This is a genomic window from Acinetobacter thutiue, from assembly GCF_030385805.1.
Classification (GTDB): domain Bacteria; phylum Pseudomonadota; class Gammaproteobacteria; order Pseudomonadales; family Moraxellaceae; genus Acinetobacter; species Acinetobacter corruptisaponis.
Genome location: NZ_JAUDZE010000004.1, coordinates 125635 through 143277 on the forward strand (window position 1 = coordinate 125635; position 17643 = coordinate 143277).

Genomic DNA, 17643 nt, shown 5'->3' on the forward strand with positions numbered 1-17643 from the left:
GGCATGCAATATGCCTTTTCCTGTATCAATTTACACCTAAATTCTGCAAGGAATCCCAAGCTGCTTTTGCCAGCACATCCCGATAGACTTTAGGTGCGGTGTCTACTTTGCCAGACAACCAGGCCCGACAATAACTTTCAGTTGCCCCAATCACCAGTGACATCATGAGTTCTGCTGGAACTGATTTTAATAAGGCGGCATCGGCATAGCTTGAAACATGGCTGACTATTTTTTGATTTCTTGCTTTATTCTTTTCATTCAATGTCTGTCGGTATTCACCCTGCATCACACTAAAATGGGCGAGCACCAGGAACTGGGCAAACTTTGGCTGCTCAGACACCCAATCGGCATAAGCATAGATCAAGGCATACAAAAACTCTTGTAAAGATTGTGTCTCCTGTAAATACTGCTCCCGTAATTGTGTCTGATCATCCAGCGCGGCAAAAACCAGCGCAGCAATGATTCCATCCTTATTGTTAAAATGATGGTAAATCGCCCCCACGCTACTCCCCGATTTTTCCCGAATCATTTCAATGCTGGTCGTTTCCAGACCATATTCCAGAAAGCAGGACAACGCATCCAATAAGATCTGTCGTTTTAGTAATGATCTACGTTGTGGGTATAAACGTTCCAATAATTGCTGAGCTGCCTGCATAGTTCAATCAGATTTATCAATGGTCGGAACTATTGTGGATGACTTGACCACAACCTGCAAACAGAATTATATTCCGTAAAAGAATTTAATTCTGTTAATGGAAATCTTAAAATGGCTTCAACTTTAGAGTTATGGAATAAAGTCTCTGCCTTACCTGCTGGCAAATGGACATTCACACGCATGCTGTGCCTAAAAGCTCCTTATTTCGGCAGCATTTCGCCCTTATTTGAGGAGCTAAAACCCAATTCCTGTAAAATCTCAATCAGGAAAAAACGTGCTGTACTGAATCATATTGGTACGGTTCATGCGATTGCGATGTGCAATATGGCTGAACTGGCAGGCGGCACCATGACTGAAGTCACGGTTCCCCCTAGCCATCGCTGGATTCCCAAAGGCATGACCGTTGAATATTTAAAGAAAGCGGAAACTGATCTGGTCGCAATCGCCACACCAGTGGACAGTCATTATGATTGGGAAAAGGCAGGCGAGTATCTGGTTAATGTCGATATATTGGATCAGCACAATGATAAAGTTTTCCGTGCAACCATCACCATGTGGATTTCGAAAAAGAAGAAGTAAAAATAAAAAAGCCCTGAATTCAATCTATTCAGGGCTTTTATCTTACTTCAAAGCTTACTTTTTAAAAGGCAGCGCATATTTAAAAATACGTCCAACCACTTCACCAAACTGTTTTACAAAACTCGCATTATTGTAGTTTAGACCATACTTTTCACACACGGCCTGTACTTTCGGTGCAATTTGGCGATAACGGCGTGCAGGAATATCTGGGAACAAATGATGCTCAATCTGATGGCTGAGATGCCCTGTCAGAATATGGAATGCCTCTGACCCCATTAAATTGGATGAACCACGGATCTGGCGCATGTACCAATGCCCACGACTTTCATCTTGCAACACTGTTTTTGGGAACACTTCTGTATCTTTGGTAAAGTGACCACAGAAAATAATGCTGAATGTCCAGATATTACGGATGCCATTGGCAACCAGATTTCCTGTAAACACAGGAATGGCTGATGGCCCTGCAATCAATGGGAAAAATACATAATCCTTAAACAATTGCTTGGCGATTTTCTTCTGTACAGGATTCCACTCCTGCTTAAACTCTGCCATCGTTTTACGCTTATAGACTACCTTGCCCAATTCCAGATTCTGGATGGCGACCCCCCATTGAAACAATAGGCTAAATGGCAAAATGTATAGCGGTTGTATGACCGAAAACCTGGTCCAGCGTTGTTCAGGAAACAGGCGAAATACGCCATAACCAACATCATCATCCATACCTTTAACATTGGTATAGGTATGGTGCTTATAGTTATGGGTTTGTCGCCAGTTATCCGAGGTGCCAACCGTGTCCCACTCATAGGTTTGACCGTTAAATTTAGGGTCATTCATCCAGTCATATTGTCCATGCATGACATTATGGCCCAATTCCATATTTTCCATGATTTTGGCAAAGCCTAATAATCCTGTTCCCAATAGCCATGCAGGCGGAAACCATCCAGCAAACAGTAAGGCACGACCTAGAAAGCTACTATAGCGGATTGACGAATAAACACGGCGAATGTATTTGGCATCTTTTTCGCCCAAATCGTCCAGCACTTCCTGCTTGATTTGATCCAGTTCCCTGGCAAAAGCAGCCAGTTCGGCTTCAGTTAAATTACGATTTTTAGGATTTTGAAAAAATTGATATTTTACAGGCATATTCATATTGTCATTCTCGCTTATAGATCAATCACAAGATCAGATTGAGCTGAATTTACGCAAATCTTGAGTAACTGGCTTGGCTCATGGTTTGCTGAACCATTCAGTAGATTTTTGGTCGAACCTTGTGCCTTGGTGCAGGCACATTTATTACAGATTCCCATACGGCAACCATGCTTCGGCTTGATCCCCTGATGTTCCAGACTGCTTAGAATCGACTGACCTTTTGGAATGGCGATGGTCTTATTGGATTGTGTCAATGTGACATTGATAAAACCCGTATCAGTTGCATTGGTATCAAACTGGCTTAGGCTAAAGGCTTCAGTCTGGATTGAGGCTGCATACTTAAACAATGTTTCCACAGTTGCCACAAAGCCTGATGGGCCGCAGGCATAAACCGTGGTTTCATTTAAAGATTTAAGTTGATCAACATGAGGCTGGTTTAAACGTTGATCCTGTTCCTGTGTATAAAAAATTTGATAAGTAAAATTCGGAAAGTTTTCAGCGACTTCTTTTAGGTACTCAGCATAAGCCGCATCTTCATGCGTTTTCACCCAGTACATCAATTGCACAGATATGGTTTTAAACTGTCTGGACTGACAGAAAGCCTCAATCAAGCTCAGCATTGGCGTAATGCCACTACCTGCTGCAAGCAACAATAACTTTGGTGTCTGAACCTGCTGCTGCATTTCACCATAAGGCTGTCCCAAACGCAGAATATCACCTGTTTGACTTTGATCAACCAACCAAGAACTGACCAGACCTTGATCAACTTTTTTCACCGTTAGGCAGAGATGGTCTGCATCGACCTGCATCAGGCTATAGGTTCTTTCGTAATGACGACCCGCAATTTCCACCGTCACAGGATGATGCTGGCCTGCAACACCACGTTGCACATGGCGGTTACATTGCAAAATAAGACTCACCGTATCCTTTGCCACAATTTGTTTTTTTACGATTTTGGCAAGTGGTTGATTAATTGACCATAAAGGGTTGATTTTCTGTAACCAAAAATTGGCATCATGGCTGTTCATGACGCTTTGAGCCATTGAGTTAAACAGGGAAGCCCTCTTTTCGATTGCTTGCATGCGCAGTTACTCTAGTTGTTTTCTTAATTATTATACATATGTATATTTATTTGTATATACACTTGTATATTTATTCAAAAAGAATTGTAAACATGATTTTTTACAAAATGTTTACCATAAAATGAAAACAGATGGCCTACACCTCTCTTAAAGCTCATCTATAAGATCAGGTTTGTATGCACTGGTGAGGATCAGATTGAGATTGTTTTTTAAGAACTGATCGCATGATGGGGATTTAAATGCTCACGCATAAACTGGATAAAGACCTTGAGGGGTACAGGTAGCTGATGACGATTGGCATAATACAAATAATAGCTATGTGTCTGCGGTGACCAATCTGTCAATAAAGGCACAAGTCGGCCTTGCTGAATATCTTCAGCCACATAGCTTTCCACCATATAGCCAAGACCAATGCCCTCACAGATTGCTTTCATCAGCAAATCCACATCATTGACAATCAATGAACCCGCCACTGCAATTTCCAGTTGCTGCTGGTCTTTTTCAAAGTGCCATGCAACCAGGTTTTGGTCAGCTTTGCGTAGCTGGATACAATTATGCTGCTGTAAATCCTGTGGTGTTTGGGGAGCAGTATGTATTTTTAAATATTCAGGGGAAGCCAGCACCATAATACGTGATTCAGGGCTGGCAACCACCCGCAGCATATCCTTTTCTATCCTGAGTCCATAACGAATCCCTGCATCAAAACGACCTGAAACAATGTCGCTGTCACTATTATCCACCACAACCTCAACCTGAATTGCGGGATAAGCCGCTAGAAATTTTTTTAACAGGGGTGCAAGAATCATCTGGGCAGGAACGCTCGAAACACTTAGCCTCAAGGTGCCAATGGGGGTATTTCTAAAATCATTGATCGACTCAACCGCACTGTTCAATTCAGAAAAAGCGGGGGTAATCCGTGCCAGTAACCGCTCACCCGCTTCCGTCAGTGAAACACTGCGTGTGGTACGGTATAACAGCCTTACTCCCAAGCGCTCTTCTAGGTTACGAATGGTCTGGCTTAGGGTTGAGGGAACAATCCCCAACTGAATGGCTGCCTTGGCGAAATTCCCCTGTTCAGCCACGGCGGCAAAAGCACTCAGTTCAGCAAATTCTGTTCCACGCATTATTCGGTCCAGACGAATAGTTCATTCATATTATATGATATTAACATCCACTTTAGGCAAGCGCATACTTTGGCAAATTTTTATTTGTGCATAAGTTGAATGTCATGGCCGAAAGTGAAGTGAATAAAAAACAGAGCAACAACAACTGGTTAAAACAGAACCGCCGCTTCATGCTCATGCTTGGCCCACTGGTCATTATTGTCATCAGCGCATATTTCTATATTACAGGTGGGCGCTTCATTGGCACTGATGATGCCTATGTTCAGTCAGCACGTACCGATATCAGCAGCAATATTGCAGGGCGTGTCACAGAAATCGCAGTGCATGACAATCAACAGGTTCACCGTGGCGACTTACTGTTTAAGCTAGATGACCGCGATTTGCGAATTGCGGTGGAAAGTGCAAAAGCAGAACTGGAAAATGCCAAAATGCAGGTTGCGGCATTAAAGGCGACTTATTCACAACAACAAAACCATGTACAGGCGGCGCAAGAAACGGCTGACTATTATAGAAAAGAATATGAACGGCAAAAAAATCTGGCGGCTCAGGGTATTTCATCACAGACCCAACTGGATGAGGCTGAACATGCCTATCGCAATGCCCAGCAGCAAATTGCCATCAAGCAGGATGAACGTAAAAATGTGCTGGCCTCATTAAATGGTCAGGTCAATCCCAATATCAACCAACACCCTGCTGTACTCAAGGCTCAGGCTGCGCTTGATCAGGCGGAGCTAAATTTGTCTTATGCCACGGTAAGGGCACCTGTCGATGGAATCGTGACCAAAGTCGATCAGCTTCAATCGGGTTCTTATATTCAGGCAGCCAGTCCCGTATTTGCCCTGATGTCGAAAAATATCTGGATTGAGGCCAACTTCAAGGAAACTGAACTGACCTATATGCACCCAGGCCAAAATGTGACCATCGAAATAGACACCTATCCTGGACATGAGTTTCATGGCAAGGTCCTCAGCCTAAGTCCAGGCACAGGTTCCAGCTTTTCAATTTTACCGCCAGAGAACGCAACGGGTAACTGGGTCAAGGTGGTACAGCGTTTGCCTGTCCGTATCAGTATTGACGATGCAGATGCCAATGTCCGATTACATGCAGGACTCAGTGCATTGGTTAAGGTTGACACACAGCATAGCCGTTTAAAGAGTTTGACTCATGGCTAACCCGAACCCTCCCCAGGAGGATGTGCTTGAGGAAGCCATTGAGGATGCAGGTATGGGAACAGCAGTTCCCCAGCCACCGCATAGCGAAAAATCAGTTTCCGAACTAAATAAAGGACTGATCACAGTTTCAGTGATGGCTGCCACGATCATGCAGGCAATTGACTCAACCATTGCCAATGTGGCACTGCCGAAAATGCAGGGCACATTATCCGCCACACAGGATCAGATGAGCTGGGTGCTGACCTCATATATTATTGCCGCCGCAATTATGATCCCATTGACGGGTTGGCTGGCGGGACGCTTTGGTCGTAAGAAAGTTTTCCTGATTTCAATCATGGGCTTTACCATTGCCTCCGCCCTGTGTGGTCTGGCCACTAGTTTGCCTGAAATTGTAATTTTTCGGCTGTTGCAGGGTATGTCTGGTGCAGCTTTAGTTCCTTTATCGCAGGCCGTTTTATTTGACATTAACCGTCCCGAAGACTTTGGCAAAGCCATGGCAATCTGGGGCGTGGGTGTCACCATGGGTCCCATTTTAGGCCCAATGCTGGGTGGGTGGCTGACCGAAGATTATAGTTGGCGTTGGGTTTTCTACATCAATGTGCCGATTGGCATCATGGCTTTTCTCAGCCTGTCAGCTTCAATGCCTGAAACCGTCAAACATAACAACCCTTTCGATTTCTACGGATTTATTAGCTTAAGCCTTGGTCTGGGTGGTCTGCAAATGATGCTGGATCGGGGCGAACTGAAAGGCTGGTTTGGCTCTACTGAAATTATGGTTGAGGCTTTAATCGCCATTACAGCCTTTTATCTGTTTATTATCCATACCCTCACCCATAAACAGCCATTCTTAAGCCCCAAACTGTTTAAAGACCGTAATTTTGTCACGGCCAATGTGTTTATCTTTCTGGTGGGTGTGGTGCTGTTTGCCACGCTGGCCCTCGTTCCCCCCATGTTACAGCATGAAATGGGTTATCCCGTAATGACCACAGGAATGGTCACAGCCCCCCGTGGTGCAGGCACAATGCTCGCCATGATGCTGGTAGGGCGGCTCAGTGGCAAGGTCGATGCCCGTTTAATTATGGCATGTGGTTTGGGACTCACCGCTTTCTCACTCTGGCAAATGACAAACTTTAGCCTGCTCATGAGTGAAAACCTGATTATTACATCTGGATTTATTCAGGGTTTCGGCATTGGTCTGGCTTACGTGCCATTATCCACCCTTGCCTTTGCCACGCTTTCCCCAGCACTGCGCAATGAGGGAACCGCCTTTTTCAACCTGCTCCGCAATATTGGCAGTGCCATTGGTATTTCAATCGTACAAACCCTGCTGACTCAAAACACGCAAATCTTACATTCACATATGGTTGAGCACATTACCCCGTATAACCTCGGTGATACAGCTTTCTATGCCCACCATCTCAATCCCAACACGCAGGCTGGGTTGCAATCCATCAACCATATGGTGACCAAACAGGCGGCCATGATTGCCTATATCAATGACTATAAACTCATGATGGTGATTACCCTTGCCGTCATTCCCCTGTTGCTGCTATTACGCAAACCCAACCATGCGCCCAGCAAAGAACATACGGTTATGGAGTAACACATGAAATATTCAATCCCTTTGCTGTTGCTATGTACGAGTACACTGAATGGCTGTATGGTGGGGCCTGATTTTCAGCATCCCGATGTCGTGACCCAAACCCACTATAATACGGATGCCGACCTATTAAACGGTGATCAACGACTTGCAATTGGACAACAGATACAGGCGCAATGGTGGACACTGTTCGCATCAAAATCATTAAATGATGTGATTCAACAAGCACTTCAGAATAACCATGATCTTGCCGCGGCCAAGGAAACAGTCGCCCAGGCCAATGAGTTTGTTCAGGCTGAACGTGGGGGCTTACTGCCACAGGTTGCAATGACAGGTACTGTAGGCCGACAGAAATATGGCGCTGCCCTGTTTGGGCCTGCTGACTTTAGTATTCCACCATTTACCTATTACGAACTGGGACCAGAAATAAGTTGGTCTCCTGATCTGGCGGGTGGTAAAAAACGTGGTATTGAACGGCAACAAGCGATGGCCGAATATCAGTTGCATCAGCTGGATGCCGCCTATGTTAGTCTGACTGCACAGGTGGTGCAGCAGACATTGGCGATTGCCACCGCCCAGTCTGAAATTGCCATTACCCAACAATTGATAAATGAGGATGAAAAAAACTTAAAGCTCGTACAAACAGCATTGCAAGGGGGCGTTGCCACCCAGGTTGATGTGTTAACCGCACAAAGCCAGCTTGATGCCGATCGTGCAACCTTACCAGCGTTAAAACAAAAACAAAGTATTGCCCAACACGCACTTGCAATATTGGTTGGGTCTGCGCCCGCAGATTGGACTCCGCCCAATTTCTCGCTCAATGACTTTCATCTACCTCAACAATTACCCCTGAGTTTACCCTCTGAACTGGTACGCCAACGACCTGACATTCTGTCAGCCGAAGCCAACCTACATGCGGCCAGTGCTACCATAGGCGTTGCAACCGCCAATTTGTATCCACAGGTCAATTTAACAGGAAACATCTTACAGGAAGCCCTAACACCAAGTGGTCTATTAAAAAGCGTCAATAGTGCATGGGCTTTGGCAGCAGGCTTAACCGCCCCAATGTATCAGGGAGGTCGTTTAACTGCTGAAAAACATGCGGCTGAACATGGTTATCAGGCAGCTCTGGCACAATATAAACAGACCATTTTACAGTCCTTTGCCCAGGTGGCTGACAGCTTGCAGGCTCTACAACATGACCACGAAGAATTTGAGGCGCAACAACAGGCAGTCAATACGGCGCACTCATTTCTGCAACTGTCACGTAAAAGCTATCAGGCGGGTTCTACAGGTGTTCTACCTGTTGAGGATGCAACACGACAGGCTTACCGTACACAACTGGGGCTGGTGCGCAGTCAAGGTCAGCGTCTTGCGGACACTGCCCAGCTATTTACCGCACTGGGTGGCTCACCTGTTCAGCAGTCGCATGACACGCCAGATCAATCGAGATAAATCCAAGCCTATTTATTTTGCAGAAATATACCCTAGATGAATATGGAGCTTTCCCTGTTTCCCACAGTGGAAAGCAACCCTGATTGATTTACATTTCACAAGCCCATCGACAATCGCTATAATCCCAAGCAGCTTATTTATGTTTTGAAAATGATGGTTCATTCTTCTGTTTTACCACCCAGTCCTAAACCCGCAACAGATGAACAGGATCTTATCCCCATAAAATCTCCTGTACGTTCGGTTGGCCGAAAAGCCACCATTACCAAAGAAGAGTTATTTCAAGCCACCTTGAACCTGATTGGTCCACAAAAGAGCATCTCTTCCCTGAGTTTAAGGGAAATCGCGCGTGAGGCAGGCATTGCACCCAATAGTTTTTATCGTCATTTTAGGGACATTGATGAACTCGCAATCGCCCTGATTGATCGGGCAGGCTTGGTACTGCGTAAAATCATTCGTGAAGCGCGCCTACAGGCGGTATTGCAACATAGTATTATCCGCAGTTCAGTCGAAGTTTTTATTCAGCTTCTGGATGCGGATGAAGGTTATTTGGGCTTATTGTTGCGTGAAAGCTATACGGGTTCAACTTCCTATAAAGAGGCGGTAGACCGCCAGCTTTCATTCTTCCAGCAAGAGTTGCACGAAGACCTGATTCGTCTGGAACAGATCAACAATAACAGTCACATGCCACATGCGGATATTGCCGCCAAGGCCATCACCCAACTGGTGTTTAACATGGGTGCGAAAGTGATTGACCTGTCTGCTGAACAACGGATTGAAGTCGCTGAACAAACCATGCTCATGATCCGTATGATCCTGACAGGTGCCCGTCACTTAACAGAAGAACCGCTCTAGTTTTATATTTCCGTGTGGTGCAGCCCTTACTTGTACCACACTCAATCAACCCACTTACATTTCTTCCCATATTCCCCTCTTTATATTCCGTACAATATTCAAACTGATACAAAAGCAGCCAAAATCGAAACATTCAGGCGTATTTAGCGGCGTAAAATATTTATCGAAATAAATGGTTTTGATCCATTTTCATTCTTATTAAAATTGAAATGAGGTAACTATGAGTTCTTCAGCAGCGAAAGCTTTAAAAGTTTATACACGTAATAATTTAGATGATTCCATCAAAGAAGCAACGGTCAAAATATTAAATCAAATACTTGCAAATCTTATTGATTTATCCTTGCTCACCAAGCAGGCACACTGGAATATGCGCGGTAGCAACTTTATTGCCGTACATGAAATGCTGGATATGTTCCGCACCTCATTGATCACCCATCTGGACAATGTGGCTGAACGTGCTGTACAAATTGGCGGTACGGCACTGGGAACGACCCAAACGGTATCGCAAACATCGCATTTAAAACCGTATCCTGTGGAAATTCATGCGGTACAGGATCATTTGAAAGAACTTGCCGATCGTTATGGCGTGGTGGCAAACCATTTACGTGACACGATTGATAAGATTCAGGACCCGATTTCTGAAGATATTATCCATGCTGCCTTGGAAGACCTGGATCAATATTTATGGTTCCTTGAAGCTAATATCGAACAAAAGTAATTTCTGTTCAGCAATAAAAAAACGAGGGTCAAATGATCCTCGTTTTTTATTGCATGGTGATGATTTAAGGTTTGACCACCACCAACACCTGAATCGCTTCTGGGGTAACAGAAAGACTATCCAGTAAACCCAAGCCTTCCTGTTGGAATTTCTGTAAACGCTCAATTTCATCCTGACGGATGCTTGGATTAAATTGCTTGAGATAAGTTAAACGGTCAATTTCATATTGCCACTTGTGACCATAATGTCCTTTCGCTTGCTCAATTAATTCTGGCAATGAGGTTTTGGCAATCTCCAAAGCTTGCGCATAGCGGGTTTCAATCACATCACGACGGGCTTTCACCACCTGACGACAGCTATTGCCATCCAGATGATGCAAATATGGACGTAAAATGCTTGGATCAATCTTGGTTGACAAGTCCTGACCATTTTCACTCAGCAACACACGAATCAACTGTTTCGGCAGGCTTGATGGCAAGTTCAATGCCTTCGGCGCAACCACATCAACCTTAAACCACACTTCCAGTAACACCGAACCTTGCTTTAATGCATTCGATTTCAGCAAAGCCACATTGGTACTACCAAATGACTGTGTACGGATCATTTCCATGACACTTTCAATAAATGGATGTTCTAGTGTCAGATATTGTGCATCTTCACGGATTTGTGCCTGATCACGATAGAACGTTGCGGTCATGCCCTCTTCGTCCAGGGTTAAACCCTGCACCTGCATCTGGTCGGTTGGCTTGATAATGACCGTACCATTGCTTTGCTCATCAAAGTCAATATTGGTCGATGACATAAAACGCTTTACGAACATTGGTAAAGTGGTGTTGTCATCATAATCCTCAAGTGCCTGTACAATGCCCTGTGCCACAACTGGACGACAAGAATTGTACTCAAGCAAACGGTCACGGCCTGCCTGTAACTCAGCTTCCAACGCCTGACGCTGTACATTGACTTCTTCAAGCAAGTCTTCAAAAGTCTGACCTTGATCTGCCAATAGACAGTCTTTCAATTCAACAATAAAGTTCTCTTGCAGCGTTTGTGCTGTTGGAGAAATATTGCTGAAAATATTCAGTGCTTCGTTATACCAGCGGAACATACGTTCCTGCGCTGTACCGATCAAATATGGCACATGAATCTGGATACGGTTTTCCTGGCCAATACGGTCCAGACGGCCAATACGTTGTTCCAGCACATCAGGGTTGGCAGGCAGGTCAAACAATATCAGGTCACTGGCAAACTGGAAATTACGCCCCTCTGAACCAATTTCAGAACAGAGTAGAATCTGCGCACCATAGCTGTCCTCAGCAAAATATGCCGCCGCCTGATCACGCTCTAATAAACTCATGCCCTCATGGAACATCGCGGTACGAATACCCGCATGTAAGCGCAATACATTTTCCAATGCCTCCACCACAGGCCCACTACGTGCAATCAATAAAACTTTCTTATGTTTTAAATCCTTGCGTAGCACTTCCATCAACCAAGGCACACGCGGATCATTTTCCATCCATGCGCCATCCAGTTGGCCTTCTTCTGGCCACATCTGCTCACGCATTTTGCCATCAAATGACCAGTCTTCTGGGGCTGGTAACGGTGCTGGCTGGCAATCACGGCCTGGGAAACCCTGAATCGCCTCACGGGTGTTACGGAACAGGATACGACCTGTACCATGACGATCCAACAGTTCGTGAATCGCACGCATACGCTGTTCAGGCTGATCATCAATACGATGACCCAATAAGCCCTCAAGTGCGACCAAATGCTCTTCAGTCAAGGCCTCATCTGACATCAACACTTCAGCCACTTTTGCTGTTTGTTGATATTGCTCTTCCTCATCAAGGAAACGATCTAAGCTACTAAAACGTTGCGGATCAAGCAGGCGTAAACGGGCAAAATGGCTTTCCACACCCAACTGCTCAGGGGTTGCGGTGAGAAGCAGGACACCCGCCGTTTGTTCTGCCAGTTCTTCGACCAGATCATAACGGTCATTGCCGCCCTCTTCTTCACTCCACATCAGGTGGTGTGCCTCATCGACAACCAATAGATCAAAACCTGCTTCCAAAGCCTGCTCACGCAGGTCTTCATGGTCAATCATCAAATCGACACTGGCAATAATGCATTGCTCAGTCAGGAATGGATTCAATTCAGGATCATGCTCTTTAATCGAAGCAGTACGGGTGAGGTCAAACAGGGAGAATTGCAGGTTGAAACGGCGACGCATTTCAATCATCCATTGATACTGCAATGAATCAGGCACCAAAATCAGGATACGTTCTGAACGGCCTGTCTTGAGTTGCTGGTGAATGATCAGGCCCGCTTCAATGGTTTTACCAAGCCCAACCTCATCCGCAAGAAGAACACGGGGCGCAAAGCGCTTACCCACTTCATGCGCGATATAAAGTTGGTGTGGAATCAGGCCAACACGTGCACCGAGCAAACCACGTAATGGACTGGTGTGCATTTGAGCCTGCAACAACATGGCCTCAATACGCAGGTCATACCATTCCTTATAATCGACCTGACTGGCCAACAGACGTTCTAAAGGTTTTGACAACTGGATTTGCGCACCAATACGGGTTTCATTCAGTGCCTTGCGTTCCTGTTCGCCATTTGTCAAAGTGCGAACCACATCGTAACGGAGCACACCATGACGATCTTCGATGGATTCAACAATCCACTTGATGCCTTCCTGATCCTGAACTTCATCATTCACATTGAAGATGATACGGGATAAAGGCGCATTGTTGCGTGCATAGACACGGGTTTCATCACTTTTGGGGAATAAAATGCTGATAGAACGTTCATCTACATCAATAAGAACGCCTAAACCGAGTTCTGTTTCTGTATCTGATAACCAACGTTGACCAATAGCAAACTGCTGCAATTTTTCCACCTTTATCTCAAGTTAGCCTACATATTGTATTCCGTAGCCCTGATAGGGTTTAAGGTATTTTATGTAGTTTTCAACCATGTATTTTGACACAAAGCACCATCAAATAGCGTGCATCACATCATGATTTATTAAAAAGTTTTAGCAACTAAAACGGTACGGCACAATCAAAACTGAGTTGTGCACCTGTCTTAGGGTGAGTAAAGCTTAACTGCGTTGCATGTAAACACAAACGGTCATAAAGCTGCTGCTGTTCTGGCGTGGCATATAAGGTGTCACCAAGAATTGGATGACCTAAATATTGCATATGCACACGAAGCTGATGGGAACGCCCTGTAATCGGGATGAGTTTAACCCGCGTTACCGTTTGTCCCTGAATGTCGAAATGTTCAATGGCCTGCCATTCTGTTAATGCTGGTTTGTGATAGGACTCATCCACAATATGCAATGGCGGGCGGCTTGGATCATAGATTACAGGAATATCAACGGTACCCTGCCCCTCTAAATGGCCCGCAACCAATGCCTGATAGATTTTTGAGGTTTGACGATCCTGAAATTGACGGGAAATGGCGCTTTGTCCAAACCTGGATAGGCCAAAAACCAATATGCCCGAAGTATCACGGTCTAAACGATGAATGAGTAAAGTTTTTGGTTCTAGTTTTAATAAACGATTGATCAAACAATCTTGTAAATCAGGTGTTTTCCCTGGCACCGTCAGCAACCCTGCGGGTTTATGGATGACCATAAAATCTTCATCACGATGAATCAAATGTTCACTTAGAAAATCACTCAAGGTAGCCTTCCAACGACTGGATGAAAACAAGCGGGCAATCATAAAAAGCTTACCAGCAAATTACAATCACATTTTACCTAAATTGCTTATTTTTTTATTGCCAGTTATAGCCTGTCTGCTATTCATTTAAGAATCCAACCTGAAATATAACCGTTATAGAACTTCTTTACTTTTTTAAATGACGTATGCCGTCATGAACCAACATCAACCAGCAGCAAGAACGCTGTTTACTTTCTAAATGACGTATGCCGTCATGAACAGCGGACAACAGGCGCAGAAAGATATAGCTGATTTCTAAATGACGTATGCCGTCATGAACATAATCTGCCCGATAAGCCATATCACTCAAACTTTCTAAATGACGTATGCCGTCATGAACCTGGATACAACAAGACAAGGCCTTTAAAAGTTTTTCTAAATGACGTATGCCGTCATGAACGGTTAAGGTGATCCCGAAAGAATTCATTCTGGTTTCTAAATGACGTATGCCGTCATGAACGTTGAGCGCTTTGGCACGTTGTAGCATTGCCTTTTCTAAATGACGTATGCCGTCATGAACGTATTATCTATCAAGCAATTCAAAAAATGAAATTTCTAAATGACGTATGCCGTCATGAACCATTTTTAATTGGCTCAGTGGTTGCGGGTAAATTTCTAAATGACGTATGCCATCATGAACTCTGTAAGAAATGCTTGCTGTTTCGCAGAATTTTTCTAAATGACGTATGCCGTCATGAACACATAACAGGTGAAGCAATCATTAATCTCGATTTTCTAAATGACGTATGCCGTCATGAACACGATGAAGCGCATTTCAAAGCAAAATAATTATTTTCTAAATGACGTATGCCGTCATGAACCAACAAACAACTATGGTTTTGATATTTGGAACTTTCTAAATGACGTATGCCGTCATGAACTTGCAGCAATATCATTCTCTGATTCACATGCTTTTCTAAATGACGTATGCCGTCATGAACCGCGCTGGGTGTCTGAAATTCCATTAAACTCATTTCTAAATGACGTATGCCGTCATGAACCGGTTGTCACAGTGCTGTGTCTCTTATTCTCATTTCTAAATGACGTATGCCGTCATGAACACGATGCGGTAAGAGTGGAATATTCAGGGCGTTTTCTAAATGACGTATGCCGTCATGAACATCATTATTGCATTGTGAGCGGTCACGATCAATTTTCTAAATGACGTATGCCGTCATGAACTCAGGTAGTAACTAAACCGACCATCTTTTAAATTTCTAAATGACGTATGCCGTCATGAACGATTTTTACCCTTGATTGAGCAAAATGTGGGTTTTCTAAATGACGTATGCCGTCATGAACGTTGAGCGCTTTGGCACGTTGTAGCATTGCCTTTTCTAAATGACGTATGCCGTCATGAACCGGGTTCTGGCATGTATTCGATTTCGGGGAATTTTCTAAATGACGTATGCCGTCATGAACTAGGGCCACGCGGTAACTTGCGTGACAGTGCTTTTCTAAATGACGTATGCCGTCATGAACACACATTTAACAATTGGTTGAATCCAATCAACTTTCTAAATGACGTATGCCGTCATGAACGCGATCAAACCATTCATCGTCCTGCCCTTGGCTTTCTAAATGACGTATGCCGTCATGAACCTGCTTCAATTACGTTTCTTGATCCACCATTCTTTCTAAATGACGTATGCCGTCATGAACTCTAGAATCGTGAATGGTGACTTTAACCACAATTTCTAAATGACGTATGCCGTTATGAACTTCTTGGGTTGTGTGAAAATTAACACCAGATATTTCTAAATGACGTATGCCGTCATGAACATTTGTAAGGAAATGAACCAAGCCACTTTGACTTTCTAAATGACGTATGCCGTCATGAACATCATCACGAATCTCTACCCCCATGTCCAATGTTTCTAAATGACGTATGCCGTCATGAACAATGTATGCGACTGGCGGCAACTCACATGCTTTTTCTAAATGACGTATGCCGTCATGAAATCAAATAAAGGTAAAAAGAAAGTTATAACAAAGACTTACTATAATTTTTCCAATTTACCCAATCAAAAAACAACCTATTCCAACCTTTTGATTTTATTAAACTATTTAAGTATCCATAAAAAATAGGGTAAATAAACTGAATAAAGATATTAGAGGTCAGGACTGAGGTCGTGTACTTGCTAAAAAATACTGAAAAAAGCAAGCATATCTGACAAATATGCTTGCTATATCGTTTTAGCCTTTCATCTCGGCAAACGTTTCTTTCGCTGCCTGAATAGTATCAGCAATATCCTGATCCGAATGGACAGAAGAAATAAAACCTGCCTCAAAAGCGGACGGTGCAAGGTACACACCACGCTTTAACATACCGTGAAAGAATTTTTTAAAGGCTTCAACATCACAGGCCAACATGGAGTCAAAACTGGTAATGTCATCTTGATCTGTAAAATAAAGGCCGAACATACCACCCACCTGCTGGGTTTTGAATGGAATTCCTGCCTCATCTGCTGCCATCTGTAATCCTGCAAGCAATTTTTCTAACTGTGCAGCCAGTCCTGTATAGAAGTTTGGCTCACGTAAATGCTTGAACATGGCAATCCCCGCACGCATTGCCAATGGATTACCTGACAATGTGCCCGCCTGATAGACTCCACCCAAAGGTGCGATACATTCCATGATTTCGCGTTTACCACCAAATGCACCCACAGGCAGGCCCGCACCAATAATCTTACCGAGTGTCACCAGATCAGGCTTCACATTATATAAGGTGTGTGCCCCGCCTAGAGCAACACGGAAACCTGTCATGACTTCATCAATAATAAATACGGATTTGTATTCATCACAGACATCACGAATGGCCTGTAGGAAACCATCAATCGGTGTGACCAGATTCATGTTACCTGCCACTGGTTCAATAATTACCCCAGCAATCTCATGACCAAACTTGGCAAAACATTCTTGCAAGGCCTCAATATCGTTATATGGCAGTGTTAAAGTATGCTTGGCGAAATCAGCAGGCACACCTTTTGAAGTAGGTTCGCCCTCTCCTAAAGTCAGTAAACCAGAACCCGCTTTAACCAGCAATGAATCTGAATGACCATGATAGCAACCTTCAAATTTTACAATCTTGTCGCGACCTGTATAACCACGTGCCAGACGAATTGCAGTCATGGTTGCTTCGGTACCTGAACTGGTCATACGAACCAGTTCAATTGACGGCATAATCTCGCAGATCGTATCTGCCAGAGTGGTTTCATGTACCGTTGGTGCACCAAAGCTTAAACCATCCTCAGCCGCAGTTTGTACCGCCTGAATGATATCAGGATGGGCATGACCCAGAATCATCGGCCCCCATGAACCAACATAATCGACATAACGCTTGCCATCCACATCCCACAGGTATGCCCCTTTTGCCTTTTCAATAAAGACTGGCGTACCACCAACACCGTTAAATGCACGTACAGGTGAATTGACCCCACCTGGAATATGTTTATTTGCCTGTTTAAATAGCTGTTCTTGCTTTGGAGATAAACTCATAAAATGCTCAACCTAAATCGAAAACATG

The 17643-nt window shown here is 44.2% G+C and carries 13 protein-coding genes and 1 CRISPR repeat array; of the genes, 6 read left to right on the forward strand and 7 right to left on the reverse strand.

Translation table 11 applies throughout. From position 1 onward, the window contains the following. Positions 1-25 precede the first annotated feature (25 nt). Entirely contained in the window at positions 26-655 is a 630-nt protein-coding gene (locus tag QTA56_RS10925) for a TetR/AcrR family transcriptional regulator (RefSeq protein ID WP_267980981.1), read from the reverse strand. A gap of 111 nt (positions 656-766) precedes the next feature. On the opposite strand from QTA56_RS10925, the gene QTA56_RS10930 reads away from it, so the two are divergent. Next, positions 767-1234 carry a hotdog fold domain-containing protein gene (locus QTA56_RS10930; RefSeq protein ID WP_267980982.1) on the forward strand — a complete coding sequence of 156 codons (468 nt, stop codon included), beginning with the start codon at positions 767-769 and terminating at the stop codon, positions 1232-1234. 54 nt (positions 1235-1288) lie between these two features. On the opposite strand, the gene QTA56_RS10935 is transcribed toward QTA56_RS10930, so the two are convergent. From QTA56_RS10935 to QTA56_RS10945, 3 genes are all read right to left on the reverse strand, one after another. Then, positions 1289-2383, reverse strand: coding sequence for a fatty acid desaturase family protein (locus tag QTA56_RS10935; protein ID WP_267980983.1), 1095 nt, complete (start codon positions 2381-2383; stop codon positions 1289-1291). Between the two features lie 14 nt (positions 2384-2397). Beyond that, positions 2398-3465, reverse strand: a complete 1068-nt coding sequence (locus QTA56_RS10940) for a ferredoxin reductase (protein WP_267980984.1) — start codon at positions 3463-3465, stop codon at positions 2398-2400. 209 nt (positions 3466-3674) lie between these two features. Then, positions 3675-4589, reverse strand: coding sequence for a LysR family transcriptional regulator (locus QTA56_RS10945; RefSeq protein ID WP_267980985.1), 915 nt, complete (start codon positions 4587-4589; stop codon positions 3675-3677). Between the two features lie 104 nt (positions 4590-4693). On the opposite strand from QTA56_RS10945, the gene QTA56_RS10950 reads away from it, so the two are divergent. The 5 genes from QTA56_RS10950 to dps all read left to right on the forward strand — a co-directional run bounded on the left by QTA56_RS10950 (position 4694) and on the right by dps (position 10386). Next, a complete protein-coding gene (locus QTA56_RS10950) occupies positions 4694-5761 on the forward strand; it encodes an HlyD family secretion protein (protein WP_267980986.1) in 1068 nt (355 codons plus the stop codon). Next, entirely contained in the window at positions 5754-7364 is a 1611-nt protein-coding gene (locus tag QTA56_RS10955; RefSeq protein ID WP_267980987.1) for a DHA2 family efflux MFS transporter permease subunit, read from the forward strand. Before QTA56_RS10950 ends, QTA56_RS10955 begins: the two co-directional genes overlap by 8 nt. A gap of 3 nt (positions 7365-7367) precedes the next feature. Continuing rightward, positions 7368-8816: an efflux transporter outer membrane subunit gene (locus tag QTA56_RS10960; RefSeq protein ID WP_267980988.1), complete on the forward strand. Its 1449-nt coding sequence runs from the start codon at positions 7368-7370 to the stop codon at positions 8814-8816. A 153-nt stretch (positions 8817-8969) separates the two neighbouring features. Next, on the forward strand, positions 8970-9668 hold the full coding sequence (gene fabR, locus QTA56_RS10965) for an HTH-type transcriptional repressor FabR (RefSeq protein ID WP_004755822.1): 699 nt from the start codon (positions 8970-8972) through the stop codon (positions 9666-9668). 220 nt (positions 9669-9888) lie between these two features. Further along, on the forward strand, positions 9889-10386 hold the full coding sequence (gene dps, locus QTA56_RS10970) for a DNA starvation/stationary phase protection protein Dps (RefSeq protein ID WP_267980989.1): 498 nt from the start codon (positions 9889-9891) through the stop codon (positions 10384-10386). A gap of 64 nt (positions 10387-10450) precedes the next feature. On the opposite strand, the gene rapA is transcribed toward dps, so the two are convergent. From rapA to hemL, 3 genes are all read right to left on the reverse strand, one after another. Then, entirely contained in the window at positions 10451-13288 is a 2838-nt protein-coding gene (rapA, locus tag QTA56_RS10975) for an RNA polymerase-associated protein RapA (RefSeq protein WP_267980990.1), read from the reverse strand. 145 nt (positions 13289-13433) lie between these two features. After that, a complete protein-coding gene (locus QTA56_RS10980; RefSeq protein WP_267980991.1) occupies positions 13434-14078 on the reverse strand; it encodes an RluA family pseudouridine synthase in 645 nt (214 codons plus the stop codon). 171 nt (positions 14079-14249) lie between these two features. Next, positions 14250-16079: direct repeats of the CRISPR family, unit length 28 nt; unit sequence TTTCTAAATGACGTATGCCGTCATGAAC. Positions 16080-16313: 234 nt separating this feature from the next. After that, positions 16314-17615, reverse strand: coding sequence for a glutamate-1-semialdehyde 2,1-aminomutase (gene hemL / locus QTA56_RS10985; RefSeq protein WP_267980992.1), 1302 nt, complete (start codon positions 17613-17615; stop codon positions 16314-16316). Positions 17616-17643: the final 28 nt, after the last annotated feature.

Excerpts from the sequence above, each read along its gene's own strand:
- QTA56_RS10935 (WP_267980983.1), bottom strand. The coding sequence starts at position 2,383 with ATGAATATGCCTGTAAAATATCAATTTTTTCAAAATCCTAAAAATCGT.
- QTA56_RS10950 (WP_267980986.1), top strand. The coding sequence starts at position 4,694 with ATGGCCGAAAGTGAAGTGAATAAAAAACAGAGCAACAACAACTGGTTA.
- QTA56_RS10940 (WP_267980984.1), bottom strand. The coding sequence starts at position 3,465 with ATGCAAGCAATCGAAAAGAGGGCTTCCCTGTTTAACTCAATGGCTCAA.
- QTA56_RS10945 (WP_267980985.1), bottom strand. The coding sequence starts at position 4,589 with ATGCGTGGAACAGAATTTGCTGAACTGAGTGCTTTTGCCGCCGTGGCT.
- QTA56_RS10955 (WP_267980987.1), top strand. The coding sequence starts at position 5,754 with ATGGCTAACCCGAACCCTCCCCAGGAGGATGTGCTTGAGGAAGCCATT.
- hemL (WP_267980992.1), bottom strand. The coding sequence starts at position 17,615 with ATGAGTTTATCTCCAAAGCAAGAACAGCTATTTAAACAGGCAAATAAA.
- QTA56_RS10930 (WP_267980982.1), top strand. The coding sequence starts at position 767 with ATGGCTTCAACTTTAGAGTTATGGAATAAAGTCTCTGCCTTACCTGCT.
- QTA56_RS10960 (WP_267980988.1), top strand. The coding sequence starts at position 7,368 with ATGAAATATTCAATCCCTTTGCTGTTGCTATGTACGAGTACACTGAAT.
- QTA56_RS10925 (WP_267980981.1), bottom strand. The coding sequence starts at position 655 with ATGCAGGCAGCTCAGCAATTATTGGAACGTTTATACCCACAACGTAGA.
- dps (WP_267980989.1), top strand. The coding sequence starts at position 9,889 with ATGAGTTCTTCAGCAGCGAAAGCTTTAAAAGTTTATACACGTAATAAT.
- fabR (WP_004755822.1), top strand. The coding sequence starts at position 8,970 with ATGGTTCATTCTTCTGTTTTACCACCCAGTCCTAAACCCGCAACAGAT.